Source organism: Pantoea sp. nfd-35 (assembly GCF_056892255.1).
The window spans coordinates 1,879,731-1,892,625 of sequence record NZ_CP122403.1 but is presented as its reverse complement, the minus strand read 5'-3'; the positions used below and the strand labels follow the sequence as shown (position 1 = coordinate 1,892,625).

At 51.4% G+C, this 12,895-nt stretch carries 13 protein-coding genes and 1 pseudogene; 5 read left to right on the top strand and 9 right to left on the bottom strand.

What is annotated here, in order from left to right; genetic code table 11:
• Window positions 1-7 precede the first annotated feature (7 nt).
• Window positions 8-157, top strand: a pseudogene (locus tag P9J57_RS08835) (respiratory nitrate reductase subunit gamma); the annotation flags it as partial.
• Window positions 158-254: 97 nt separating this feature from the next.
• Here the strand turns inward: P9J57_RS08835 and P9J57_RS08830 are convergent.
• A complete protein-coding gene (locus tag P9J57_RS08830) occupies window positions 255-1,334 on the bottom strand; it encodes an acyltransferase family protein (protein WP_483279474.1) in 1,080 nt (359 codons plus the stop codon).
• A gap of 916 nt (window positions 1,335-2,250) precedes the next feature.
• On the opposite strand from P9J57_RS08830, the gene P9J57_RS08825 reads away from it, so the two are divergent.
• Window positions 2,251-2,859 (top strand): NUDIX domain-containing protein, encoded by a 609-nt coding sequence (locus P9J57_RS08825; RefSeq protein ID WP_238493445.1) that lies wholly within the window; start codon window positions 2,251-2,253, stop codon window positions 2,857-2,859.
• A gap of 178 nt (window positions 2,860-3,037) precedes the next feature.
• On the opposite strand, the gene P9J57_RS08820 is transcribed toward P9J57_RS08825, so the two are convergent.
• The 8 genes from P9J57_RS08820 to P9J57_RS08785 all read right to left on the bottom strand — a co-directional run bounded on the left by P9J57_RS08820 (window position 3,038) and on the right by P9J57_RS08785 (window position 10,290).
• On the bottom strand, window positions 3,038-4,123 hold the full coding sequence (locus P9J57_RS08820; RefSeq protein ID WP_014605584.1) for an acyltransferase family protein: 1,086 nt from the start codon (window positions 4,121-4,123) through the stop codon (window positions 3,038-3,040).
• Window positions 4,124-4,359: 236 nt separating this feature from the next.
• On the bottom strand, window positions 4,360-5,112 hold the full coding sequence (tcyN, locus tag P9J57_RS08815; RefSeq protein WP_013026135.1) for an L-cystine ABC transporter ATP-binding protein TcyN: 753 nt from the start codon (window positions 5,110-5,112) through the stop codon (window positions 4,360-4,362).
• The gene (gene tcyL / locus P9J57_RS08810) at window positions 5,109-5,777 is read right to left on the bottom strand and encodes a cystine ABC transporter permease (protein WP_013026136.1); all 669 of its coding nucleotides are present in this window, start codon (window positions 5,775-5,777) and stop codon (window positions 5,109-5,111) included. Before tcyL ends, tcyN begins: the two co-directional genes overlap by 4 nt.
• On the bottom strand, window positions 5,777-6,577 hold the full coding sequence (gene tcyJ, locus P9J57_RS08805) for a cystine ABC transporter substrate-binding protein (protein ID WP_014605583.1): 801 nt from the start codon (window positions 6,575-6,577) through the stop codon (window positions 5,777-5,779). The genes tcyL and tcyJ overlap by 1 nt, the downstream gene beginning before the upstream one ends.
• A gap of 133 nt (window positions 6,578-6,710) precedes the next feature.
• Window positions 6,711-7,697, bottom strand: coding sequence for a D-cysteine desulfhydrase (locus P9J57_RS08800; protein ID WP_013026138.1), 987 nt, complete (start codon window positions 7,695-7,697; stop codon window positions 6,711-6,713).
• A gap of 203 nt (window positions 7,698-7,900) precedes the next feature.
• Window positions 7,901-8,404 carry a flagella biosynthesis regulatory protein FliZ gene (fliZ, locus tag P9J57_RS08795; RefSeq protein WP_013026139.1) on the bottom strand — a complete coding sequence of 168 codons (504 nt, stop codon included), beginning with the start codon at window positions 8,402-8,404 and terminating at the stop codon, window positions 7,901-7,903.
• A 51-nt stretch (window positions 8,405-8,455) separates the two neighbouring features.
• Window positions 8,456-9,178: an RNA polymerase sigma factor FliA gene (locus P9J57_RS08790; protein ID WP_006118887.1), complete on the bottom strand. Its 723-nt coding sequence runs from the start codon at window positions 9,176-9,178 to the stop codon at window positions 8,456-8,458.
• Between the two features lie 143 nt (window positions 9,179-9,321).
• On the bottom strand, window positions 9,322-10,290 hold the full coding sequence (locus P9J57_RS08785; RefSeq protein WP_014593927.1) for an HNH endonuclease signature motif containing protein: 969 nt from the start codon (window positions 10,288-10,290) through the stop codon (window positions 9,322-9,324).
• Window positions 10,291-10,624: 334 nt separating this feature from the next.
• On the opposite strand from P9J57_RS08785, the gene rfbA reads away from it, so the two are divergent.
• The 3 genes from rfbA to rfbD are packed head-to-tail and all read left to right on the top strand — an operon-like array spanning window position 10,625 to window position 12,892.
• Window positions 10,625-11,491, top strand: coding sequence for a glucose-1-phosphate thymidylyltransferase RfbA (gene rfbA, locus P9J57_RS08780; protein ID WP_022623282.1), 867 nt, complete (start codon window positions 10,625-10,627; stop codon window positions 11,489-11,491).
• A 1-nt stretch (window position 11,492) separates the two neighbouring features.
• On the top strand, window positions 11,493-12,026 hold the full coding sequence (gene rfbC / locus P9J57_RS08775) for a dTDP-4-dehydrorhamnose 3,5-epimerase (protein ID WP_014593928.1): 534 nt from the start codon (window positions 11,493-11,495) through the stop codon (window positions 12,024-12,026).
• The gene (gene rfbD / locus P9J57_RS08770; RefSeq protein ID WP_483279473.1) at window positions 12,026-12,892 is read left to right on the top strand and encodes a dTDP-4-dehydrorhamnose reductase; all 867 of its coding nucleotides are present in this window, start codon (window positions 12,026-12,028) and stop codon (window positions 12,890-12,892) included. Before rfbC ends, rfbD begins: the two co-directional genes overlap by 1 nt.
• Window positions 12,893-12,895 lie beyond the last annotated feature (3 nt).

Genomic DNA, 12,895 nt, shown 5'->3' with positions numbered 1-12,895 from the left:
ACGCTGGCTTGACGGAGTGGAAGGGATTGATCGTATTCACCTGATTCTGGGAATGCCGATTTTTCTGGTGTTTCCGTTTACCCGCCTTATGCACATCTGGAGCGCGCCGGTCGAGTATTTCACGCGCTGCTATCAGGTGGTGCGCGTTCGTAAATAAGCCTGACCGCAACCCGGCTCGCTATCAGCGGCCGGCTTCATTGTGCTTTTTACACCACGCCTTTTTCTGTTCCCGCATCCTGCGCCACCTGCCCCGGTTACGCCGCAGGGCACGCAGGCCGTTTTATCAGCGTCGGGAAGCAAAACAACGCGCGCCCGACGCCATGATTTGTCAGCGACCAGACGGCAACGGACGCCAGTGAGCAGAGGGCGACAATGACCAGCGGATAGAGGCAGGCCCACAGCCACGAAAACCATGCCAGCGCAAAGAGCTGGTGGCGCTGCGCAAACAAAATGGCCGTCATGCCGAAATACTCAATAAAGATGCGATGCAGGACGTAAACAGGCAAGGTATGACGGCCAATCCAGTTGAGCCACGCCATGCTACTGACCTGATTTAACCCGCGACAGGCCGCCACGCTGATGAGGATGGCAAGAACAGATAAGAAGAGGCTTCTGTCGAAATCGAACAGAGCGGGCAGGCCCGCCAGCAGCAGCAGTAACAACCACGGCAGTCCGTTTTGCCTTCGCCACTCGCTTAAACGCAGTATCTGCGAACACCAGAACGTGCCGAGCATGAAGAAAACAAAATACTGCGCCAGACTCTGTGGGCCCCAGTAGGGAATGATTTTTTCAACCGCCAGATAATTAAGCACTGCGGCCATAAGCAATAAAGGTAGGCTGTAACGTTGAAAAAGTTTGGCAAGGAGAAAGTAGATCCCCAGGGCATATAAATACCATGAGGTGCTCATCGCCAGAAACGTCAGCGTCAGGAACTCAGAAAAGGTTCCCGCATAGGCCGCATTGATATTTTGTGAAATACGCTGCCCGGTAATTTCCGTTGAAATGCCCGTGATGGCCCCCCACTGAATGGCTCCCCACAGCAGATAGAGATAAAACAGATTTGTCATCCGGCTGGTCGCGATACGTTTCCAGGGGCGGTCAATGATGGCATTTCTGGCAAGTAAACCCGACACAAAGAAAAACGCGGGCATGCGCAGCGGCGATAATAACGTATTAAACTGCACCCACATCTCTGCCACCCATTCACCTGCGGCCAGATCTTTCACCTGGCTTTCAAAACCGGGTAACACCGTGTGATACAGGACGACCAGCAGGATACAGATTCCCTTTAGGGTATTAATCCATGCAATATCTTTTTTTTCACTTTTCGTCATCAGGCTTTTTCCGTCGCTGTGTCATGTACAAACAAGTTATTCGAACTGCCGACGTTATCGTTATACGAAAAGTATTCCCTATGCTCGCACTCCTGAATGTAGCGAAAGTCTTAAAGTCCCCCTCCCGGAAGGGTTTAAAACCGTACTTTACAATACAGGATGTTTTCTGACATTTATCCCAGATTTAATTTCAACGCAGGTAATCGTTGTCAGACGACGGAATAAATAAGGTGTTCTTATCTGAATAAATAAGAAATATCCAGGTGTTGCTGCCCGTTAAGAATCAGGTCACTTATTAAATCAGTTGGCCTGGGTCGCGCAGGACAGGCGAGGTATTTTATTCCCTGGCCCTACGCTGTTGCGTGAACTCGCGCTGCAAAAGCCGTGCCGCGCTATGCAGGCATCCTGCCGCAAAGGCCCCAAGGCCCCGTGCATCCTGCCCCAGCAGTGCGATGACTTTATCGTTGCGGCAACAGATAAACGTTTCATCGCGCGATGCCACACCGCACGATGACGTCCCGGCGAATTTTCACACTCAACGCTTGCTTAACCTTATTTCTGGCTTTATGTTAGCTCAGGTGACTCATCTTAAGTACAGGTAACGTACTGTGCGTGTTTGATTAGCGCGAGTGACTTATTCAGCCAGATAAAATCGTTCGTTCATGCCCTTTTCGGCTAATTTTTTCCTGCATTATTGCCTGTATCTTTATTTCAGCTTCGAATATCACCTTAAAAAAGACAGGGCGTAGATAAAACACCGCTAAACGTTATTCGCTTAGGTGTTCCTTTCGGAAATATCGCTGACAGGTGAAAAGTGCATTTTTAGGTTTAGGTTTAGGGGTGATTTTTTCAATGTCCACTCGGCACGCTGTGTCTGAATGGCTCTTCCAGACTTACTTACCAATGGAATCTCAATATGCAGCATGCGCATTATACGCCCGTTTCCACCACCGCGACCGTTAACAACCAGCAGATACTGGCAAACGACTGGGGCACCCTGACCAAATACGATATGACCTATGTCCGTTCCGATGGGACAGAACAGCGTTTCACGCGTGAAGCTTACGATCGCGGCCACGGTGCGACTATTCTGCTCTACAACCGCGATGACAGAACGGTCATCCTTACCAGCCAGTTCCGCCTGCCTGCGTTTTTGATCGGTCATCACTATGAACTGATTGAAGCCTGCGCCGGTTTGCTTGATGAGCGGGACCCGATCCAGGCAATAAGAAGCGAAGCCGAAGAAGAGACCGGATATAAGCTGAATGAGGTCACTAAGATTGGCGAGATATTCATGAGCCCGGGTTCCGTTACTGAGCGTCTGCACTTTTTCATCGCCCCTTTTACCCGCGAAATGCGGATTAACGAGGGCGGAGGCCTTGCTGCTGAAGGTGAAGATATCAAAGTCATTGAGGTGCCGATTCAAGAGGCGCTTGCGATGATTGATGCCGGCATCATCATTGACGCGAAAACCATTATTCTGATTCAGCACCTGGTCATCAAAGGCATTTGTCTCCCGGCATAACACAGCACGCAAAGAGCAGCCTCAACATGAAGTGTCACTTCCCCGACCAGAGGCGACTGAGGCTTCTCGCCCTGTCAGCTGACGCGACAGGAACAGGCTAACGGGGGAGAAATGCTCACTCCCTGCGGTGCTCGCCAGAGAAAGGATACGAAACGGGCCAGCATGCTGGCCCGGTACGTCAGGATGATGAGGCTTGGGTTTCTGGCTGCCGTTTACTGATTAAACGTGGATGAATAAACAGCATCCGTCCCGGCCCCCGGTTCAGCAGCGACCAGACCATCAAAGACAGGAGCGTGCAGACTGCCACGCCGGTTAACGGCATCAGCAACGCCCATGCCCAGCTAAAACCCGCGTTGCCAAACCAGCCGTAGTGCAGCGCCAGTGAGATGGCGCTCAGCCCCACCAGTTCGATAAAGATACGGTGCAAAACATAAATCTGCAGCGTGTTACGCCCTATATAGTTCAGCCACGCCATATTGAAGTGCGCATTGAGAAAACGGCACAGCACAATACCAAAGACGATGGTCAGCAGGCTGTAGAACGGGTTTTTATATATGCCGCCCAGATGATGGGCAATGCCGATCGCCGCGATTGCGCCCAACCAGAGCCAGTGACGACCTTTTAAACCGCTCAGTTCGATTAACGTTGCGCTAAAAAATACGCCCAGTAAGAAATAGAGATAGTTCTGTGCCACGCTGGCCGGGCCCCATCCGGGGATCAGGCTAAACTGCGCGGCGTAGTTTGCCGCTATTGCCGCAGCCACCAGCAGCATCTTCTGCCGATGGAAAAGTTTAGTGACCAGAAAAAACCCCGCCAGAGCATACAGGTACCACAGGCTGGTCATCGACAGCATCAGCAGTTTAATAAACTCCATTGGCGAATCCGCATAGGCGGCGTTTTTGCTGCTGGACAGCCGCTCGCCCAGGTGGGTTGAAATGTAGTGGATACTCAGCCACTGGATTACGCCCCACAGCAGATACAGGTAAACGATGTTGCTGAACTTTTTAGTGAAGACCGCTTTCCAGCGTTTATTGATCACCGAGTTACTGGCCAGCAGGCCGGATACAAAGAAAAATGCCGGCATCCGTAAGGGGGAAAGCCAGGTATTAAACGCCACCCACGCATGAGCCGGTACGATACCGGCTGTCAAATGATGAAGCGCTGGCGCGAAGGTTGTAATGATGGAGTGATGCAGTACCACAAGTAAAATGCATCCCCCTTTTAGGGTATTGATCCAGAGGATTTCCTTCCTGGGTTGGTTCATTATGTCTTCCCGATCGTGCAATGAATTTGTGAAGAATTATTAATATTTAGCGGGAAGTCTCAATCAGGCGGCTCTTAAAAGTTACAATCTGTTACCTCAGGACGCGAGATGATGACAAATAACCTTTAAAATCAGTTAATTAAATCTATGCAAAATGTAAATTTTCGGAAGAAACTGAGAAGAATAAAGGTGGGAGACAGCGCAATAAGCGCCGCCAACTTCTGGCGGCACCGGGTTTATTGATTAAGAAATTTATTCAGAAACTGCCGGGTACGCGGCTCCTGAGGATCGCTGAAGAGTGCCTTAGCAGGGCCCTGTTCAACAACACGGCCCTGATCCATAAAAATGGCGCGGTCGGCGACGTCGCGGGCAAAGCTCATTTCGTGCGTCACGATAACCATGGTGCGTTTTTCCTGAGCCAGTGCGCGAATGGTGTTCAGTACTTCACCCACCAGTTCCGGATCCAGCGCAGAGGTCGGTTCATCAAACAAAATGACTTCTGGCTGCATCGCCAACGCGCGGGCAATGGCGACACGCTGCTGCTGACCACCGGACAGGCGCCGTGGGTAGCTGTCTTCCTTGCCATTGAGTCCAACTTTTTCAAGCAGGCTGCGCGCGCGGGCAACCGCGTCCGCTTTCGCTTCCCGCTTCACAATCACCGGACCTTCAATAATATTTTCCAGCACCGAACGATGCGGAAATAAATTGAAGTTTTGAAAGACAAAACCCACCTGCTGACGCAACAGCCGCACCCGCTCTTTCTGTCTGTTCATGCCCAGGCTGGCGTCAATGGTGATATCACCCACTTTAATGCGGCCAGCATCCGGGACCTCAAGGAGGTTGATGCTGCGCAACAGCGTGGTTTTACCTGAGCCACTGGGGCCGATTATCGCGACGATTTCGCCCGGGGCGACATCAAGATCGATGCCGTGCAGTACCGTTTGTCCGTTAAACTTTTTCACCAACTGGCGAACTTCAATAGCACTCATTTCGCCTCCTGATCCTGACGATTAACGTGCGCTTCCAGTCGGTTCTGCAATGCTGACAGTACGGTTGCCATCACCCAATAGATCAGCGAAGCCGCCAGATACATGGTGAACACCTCCAACGTGCGTGAGGTAATCAGCTGCGCCTGACGAAACAGTTCCGGAACCTGGATCGTGGCAGCCAGCGAAGTATCTTTTACCAGACTGATAAAGCTGTTACCCAAAGGCGGGAGTGCGGTACGGGCGGCCTGCGGTAAAACAACCCGACGCAGCGTTTGCCACGGCGTCATGCCGATACTGGCCGCCGCTTCCCACTGGCCGCGCTCGATGGCCGCAATCGCGCCGCGCAGCGATTCTGAGGCATAGGCCGCCATGTTAAGCGACAGCCCAATCATCGCCGAGGGAATGGGATCCAGCTCAATGCCAAACTGCGGCAGACCGTAGTAGATCATAAACAGCTGGGCGATAAGCGGCGTGCCACGAAAGATGGACACGTAGATACGCGCCAGCCAGTTCACGGGCCAGAAGCGGGACAGGCGCATCAGCGCCAGCAAAAAGCCCAGTATCAGCCCGAAAAACATACCGCCAATACTGAGCTGCAGCGTGAACAGCGCGCCCTTAAGAAGAAAGGGTGCTGAGTCCAGCACCAGTTGTAAACTTTCCTGCATTATTTAGTAACGTCCGCGCCAAACCATTTTTCTGACAGCTTTTTAAGGGTGCCGTCTTTCTGCATTTCCGCAATGGCCTGATCGATCGCCTTCAGTAAATCTTCGTTGCCCTTACGCAGCGCAACGCCCGCTTCCAGACGCGAGAATGCCGGACCGGCTACCGCCATGGTATCGCCCGTTTTCTTCACCAGATCCAGAGCAGCCAGGCGATCCACCAGAATCGCATCAACGCGACCAGAACGCAGATCCTGATATTTGGTTGGGTCATCATCATAAGTGCGGATATCCACACCTTTTACGTTCGCGCGCAGCCACTGCTCGTAGTTGGTCCCCAGGCCCACACCGACTTTCTTCCCTGCGAGGTCTTCTGGCTTAGTGATGCTGCCCGCGTTTTTCTTCAGCGTCAGCGCCTGCACGCCAGAAATCGTATACGGCGTAGAGAAATCATATTTCTTTTTACGCTCATCGGAGATCGTCACCTGATTGATGACCACATCGATGCGTTTCGAATCCAGCGCCGCTAACATGCCATCCCACTTGGTTGGCTTCAGGACGGCTTTAACCCCCATGTGTTTGGCCAGATCCTGAGCAAACTCCACTTCAAAGCCCGTCAGCTTGCCCTTTTCATCCTGAAAACTGAAAGGAGGATAGGTGCCTTCCAGACCGACGCGCAGCTCGCCTTTGCTTTTAACCTGCGCCAGTAAATCGTCTGCCGCAAACGTTTTAACGCTGAAGCCTGCCACCAGCGCAACCGCCATCATTCCCGTCACCACCTGGCGACGAATCTGTGAGAAAGCCATGTTTACCCCGTTTATTATTTGTAAGTGAGCTGTTGAGCGGCGCATCACGGCCTGCCGCTCTGTCATTATGGGCGTTATTTTACCTAAGGCGTTAAAATAACGGCTGAATTATAACCCTTTTTTGCGCTGCGTCTCAGACCGAAGGGTGATAAGCAAATAACGCGGGCGCGCCGCCTGTATGCACAAACAACAGCGGCCCTTCCCGGCGAAAACGATTCTGGTTGATACCATCGATCAGGCCCGCCATGGCTTTACCGGTATAAACAGGATCGAGAAAAATCCCTTCGAGACGCGCCAGCAGTTTGATCGCTTCCATGCCTTCTTCATTCGGCTCGCCGTAGCGCGGAGCAAAATAGTCATCCCATAGCGTGACCGGTGCCTTCGCCTCTAGGGCTAACTGCGTTGCCAGGGCCTGGCGTAGTGCGTCAACCTTAGGCCGTTGCTCAGCGACGTTACGCGATACGGTTACGCCAACCAGCTCAGTTTCTGGCAGCAGCTGTTCCAGCCCAACCGCCAGACCGGCATGCGTTCCGGCACTGCCTGATGCGACCAGGACTGCCGCAAAATCCACCACCCCTTCGCTCTGATGAGCAATCTCCTGGGCACATTCCACATAGCCCAGCGCCCCCAGCGCATTCGAACCGCCCACCGGCAGAATGTAAGGCCGGAAGCCCTGCGCTTCAAGCCGCTCCGCCTGTTCCGCCAATTGCGCGGCAGGTTGGGTCAGCGCATCGACCATCACCACCTCGACATCCATGAGATCCAGCATCAGGCGGTTGCCATTGGTCAGGTAGTTTTCACTGTGCGTTGCTATCGGGTTCTCCAGCAAGGCCACACATTTCAGGCCGAGTTTGGCTGCAACGGCCGCCGTTTGACGCACATGGTTAGACTGAATGGCGCCAGCGGTCAGCAGCACGTCAGCGCCTTCACGAAGGGCATCCGCGGCTAAAAACTCCAGCTTGCGCAGCTTGTTACCGCCCATAGCCAGCGGTGTCACGTCATCACGTTTGATAAAGATGTCACGACCAAGATAGTCAGATAAACGCGGCAGATATTCCAGCGGCGTGGGCGCGCCCAGAAGTTCGATACGAGGAAACTGATGGATAAGATGTAAGGACAATGCGGCCTCCCGTTGGGCACAAGGCAGTGATCTTTACAGTGTTACAGAAGATGCGGAAAGGATCATCCTGAATTCAAATGCGGGGGAAAAGAGAGGGCAGCCTGCTGCAGCGCAACATCCCCATTTTCCCCCGCGAAGTGGGAAAAATGGGGGTGGGAGACATCATGTCAGTGGCAACGCTCTCTGACATTTCACTGTGTCCCTTAACGTTGCTGCCAGCCTAAAAACTGGTCGTACTTTCGCAGCGCAATACGATAATTATTATTGCCAGCATCAGGTAAGTCTTCTTCCAGGCATTGATGCCAGCTATTGCCTGTCAGTTTTTCAGCCGGAAAGTTTCTGGCTTTCAGCATATCGTCAAGCCGACGTAAGCGAACCACGTATTCACGAATCGTGCTCGGGCTCATTTCCGTCTGTTCGAACAGATATTGTTTAAACGCCATAATGTCAAAGTAGTTAGGATGTGTATTACAAAAAATATCGCTGCAAAAACGGCAAAGCGCCGTTAATTCAGGCTGAAGTTTTAGCCAAAGCGGCTCATCAATCATTTGGTCCATGCGTGCGATGGCCTCTTTATTGATGATCTGACCTCGGAAGACCAGCGCCATACGATCTAAAACTTTGCCACAGTGTGAACAATTGGTTTGGCTGTGTTTGTAGTCTTTAAGATAACGACTTAAAGGTCTGGCTTTGGTTTTGGCTCCCACTGTTGAGTCCCCGATTTCTTATTATTTATAGATCGCCAGGAACTGAGCCTTCTAGCGCGCTCCCGTAAGTCGGGCACGCAAGCGTTTTATCGCCTGACTGTGCAGTTGGCTGACTCGGGATTCCCCCACGTCAAGAACCGCGCCAATCTCTTTCAGATTCAGTTCTTCCTGGTAGTACAGTGTCAGCACCATCTTTTCGCGTTCGGGCAAGGCCTCGATCGCTTCAATGACGCGTTCACGCAGACTCCCTTCCATCAACTGATGAAGTGGATTGGCCTCTTCGTGCCCTTCCGTCACCAGTTCCGCACTGTCACCGTGTTCTTCCCGATACTCGTCGTACGAAAAGAGTTGGCTGTTGTTGGTATCCAACAGAATCTGCCGGTACTCTTCTATCGAAACATTCAACTGTTGCGCGACTTCCTGCTCAGAGGCAGCGCGGCCCAGCATCTGTTCAACCTGATGCATGGCTCCCGCAACCTCGCGAGCATTTCGTCTGACGCTACGTGGTGCCCAGTCCCTGCTGCGAAGCTCATCAAGCATGGCTCCACGGATGCGCTGTACTGCATACGTGGTAAAGGCGGTACCCTGGAGTGCGTCATAGCGCTCCACCGCATTCAACAGACCAATGCCCCCGGCTTGAAGCAGATCGTCAAGTTCAACACTGGCTGGCAGGCGGACCTGCAAGCGCAGTGCTTCATGACGTACCAGTGGTACGTAGCGCTGCCAGAGCGAATGTTTGTCCATCACGCCTTCGGCGGTATAGAGATCGTTCACGTTGACTACCCTGCGTTAATGAAGTTATCGGCATGATTATGCAATTCTGTAGGGCTTTTGATTGGCAGAATAGGCGGGATAAACCGAGGTTATTTCAAATTTGTGATGTTTCAGAGCGGAAGTCTCCGCTCTGTACAGGAAGGCTAACGTAATGTCAGCAAACGCTGCCGTGTGGCTACGGGAACGTTTTCCCATAGCGCGCAAACCCGCCCTTCCATCTCCTGATAAAACGGGCTAATGCTTTCACGTGTTTTATCATCCGTGTGAAAACGGACCTGCCCGGAATCACCATCAATACTAATCATTCTGTTGATGAAAAGCCGCTGTAAGTCGCTGCGCAGGAACAGCCCATTATCCACGCTATTGTCTGCGAGAAATCCCTCTTCGTTTTCGCGCGTATCGATATGGCAGGCTTCGACCCAAGGCCATTGATGCTGATCGAGAAGGCTGGTTCCGGTAATGATACAGGCCCCATAGCGCGCCTTAACCGCCGCCATAAACTCTGACTGGCTGGCCTTCTGCAACACTTTGGCTTTCACCCGCCGCCCGACTTCCGTACCAGGCATGACTGCAGCGGGCGTTCTGTGCTCAGGCGTGCTTAGTACCACAATAAACTGGATACGGCGTGACTGTGGAAAGCAAGGATTAGACTGAACGTTGAACAGCTGCCACCAGGCATCCTCTTCGTCCTCGCGCATCAGAACCAGCTTATAGCCCCGGCTGTTGATCAGGTTTTGCGCCTGAGCGGAGTGCGGATCGACCATCGCATAGACGTAGCTCTGCCCAATCACTTTCCACCGGTTGTTCTCTTTATCCTCGTGTCCCCGACGAAAATAGTGAAAAGGCTGCTGCTGTTTCAGATAGTGCTCAAAACGGCGCAGATAATTTTTTCGTTCGTTATCGTTGGCGATGAACAACAGGTCTTCCAGCGGACTGTTACTCTCTTCCTGAGCAAAGACTGCGCGAATTTTTAACGTCCGATAGCTGGTTGAAGGACTCAGCAACGCACGCGCGGTCAGTTCTTTCTCATCAGGGTATTGTTGTGCATAACGTAGGGCGATCTCTTCAAATGAGAGACGTTCGCCCGGTAGCAGGTCATAGTTAAAGCGCATAACCACCCCAGAACATGAAAAGTAATATCAAAATTAGAGCCATTCTGAAGGGAATTATCGGCATAGCGGAGATGAACTGTAACGCTGAGTTCACTTTTTTATTGTTTACGGCCCAGACCAAAATCCGTTTGTTTTGCCCTGCAACATTTGCATTAGTGCAACACAAAACACGCCTGTTTGTTTTATCTCCCTCTCTGTTCAGGGGCGCGCGGTGTTCTTATCCTTTACTTTACCTGCTTTTTTATCGGTTATTCTTGCCATTAATTTCACTTGCACACTCGTATTCTTTCACCATCACTCTGCAGATGCAGATCGGGTATAGAGGAAGTGAATGATGAAAGGCATAGTGCTGGCTGGTGGAACAGGTTCTCGATTACATCCTGTAACCTGCGGCGTCTCCAAACAGTTACTCCCCGTCTACGATAAGCCCATGATCTATTACCCGCTCTCGGTGCTTATGCTCGCAGGGATTAGAGATATCCTGGTCATTACCACTCCAGAAGACCTCGCAGGGTTTCAACGCTTACTCGGTGATGGCTCACATTTTGGCGTCAATCTTCAGTATGCTGTGCAGCCATCGCCAGACGGTCTGGCGCAGGCCTTTATTATTGGTGAGTCGTTTATCGCTGGAGAACGCTGCGCACTCGTGTTGGGCGATAACATTTTCTTTGGTCAAAGCTTCGGTAAAAAGCTAGAAGATGTTGTTACTCGTGAGCTTGGTGCCACCGTATTTGGTTATCAGGTAATGGACCCTGAGCGTTTTGGTGTTGTCGAATTTGACAAACAATTCCGTGCACTTTCTATTGAAGAAAAGCCCACAACGCCAAAATCAAACTATGCGGTGACGGGCCTGTATTTTTACGACAGCAATGTGAGCGCCATGGCCCGACAGGTTCGCCCTTCTGAACGCGGCGAACTGGAAATCACTACGCTAAACCAAATGTACCTCGACGATGGATTATTAAACGTCGAAATACTGGGCCGTGGTTTTGCCTGGCTGGATACCGGCACGCATGAAAGCTTGCTTGAAGCGTCACACTTCATCCACACCATTGAAAAGCGTCAGGGCTTTAAAATTGCCTGTCTTGAGGAAATTGCCTGGCGTAAAGGCTGGACAGATCACAAAGCCCTGTTAAAACGCGCCCAATATCTTGGGAAAACGCAGTATGGCCAGTATTTAAAAATGTTGGTGGAGGAATAGCGTGAAGGTCAAAGCCACTAAAATTGCCGATGTTAAAATCATCCAGCCAGCGGTTTATGGTGACGATCGTGGTTTTTTCCTGGAAACGTTTGAAAAACGTCGCTATCAGGAGTTACTTGAAACCCACCTCGAATTTGTGCAAGACAACTATTCGCGCTCAGGCCGACATGTATTACGCGGCTTACATTTTCAGAAAACAGAGCCCCAGGGCAAGCTGGTGCGCGTCGTGCGGGGCGAAGTATTCGATGTTGCAGTCGACATCCGTCCCGGTTCTCCGACCTTTGGTCAGTGGGAGAGTATTCTGCTTTCTGAAGAAAATAAAACGCAGCTGTGGATTCCCCCCGGACTCGCGCACGGTTTTGTCGTCCTTTCGGACGTCGCTGACTTTGAATACAAATGTACTCAATATTACAACCCTAAGGATGAAGCCTGCCTGATGTGGAATGACCCTGATGTTGCAATTCAATGGCCTGTAGAACAGCCGATATTGTCGGTAAAAGATCAACAAGGACTATCACTGCAGGAGTTGGTGTAATGCGCGTTTTACTTACAGGGGCTTATGGCCAATTAGGGCGTTGCTTGCTGGATCGTTTTCCCGCTGACTGGATCACGCTGGCGTGTGGTTCGGCAGAGCTGGATATTACTGACCGCTGTGCGGTTATGCGCGTCGTCAAAAAATTCAAACCTGATGTCATCATGAATGCTGCGGCCTACACGGCCGTCGATAAAGCAGAAACCGATCGTACCCGCGCGCTGAAGGTGAATGCGATTGGTCCTGAAAATCTGGCACAAGCAGCAAAACTGGTCAACGCACGCCTGATTCATATATCGACTGACTATGTTTTTGATGGGTTAAAGAAAACGTCTTATAGCGAAAATGATCCGCCCTGCCCGATTAATTTCTATGGCTTAAGCAAGTGGGAAGGTGAAAAGCGTGTATTTGAGGTATTGCCAGAAGCCATTGTGATTAGAACCTCATGGATGTTCAGCGAATACGGTAATAACTTCGTGAGTACGATGCTTCGTCTGGCGCAGACGCGTTCCGAGTTACATGTGGTGAACGATCAGTATGGCTGTCCGACCTACGCGGGTGATTTAGCGGAGGCGATGATTCACCTTTCTGGTTCGCCAGAAAATATGGGTATTTATCATTACTGTGGCGATATTGCGGTGAGCTGGTGTGAATTTGCTCAAGCCATCTTTGTTGCGGCAGAAAAAGAGGTTAACGTACGCGGAATAACCAGTTCACAATATCCTTCCGCAGCAACGCGGCCCGCACGGAGTATATTGAACACAGAACATATTACCTCTGCAGGAATAACTGCATCCGACTGGCAGGAGCAACTGATAACCTGTTTAAAACCTCAGTCAACTACTTTTTCATATGCCAGCATTTTGTAAGGA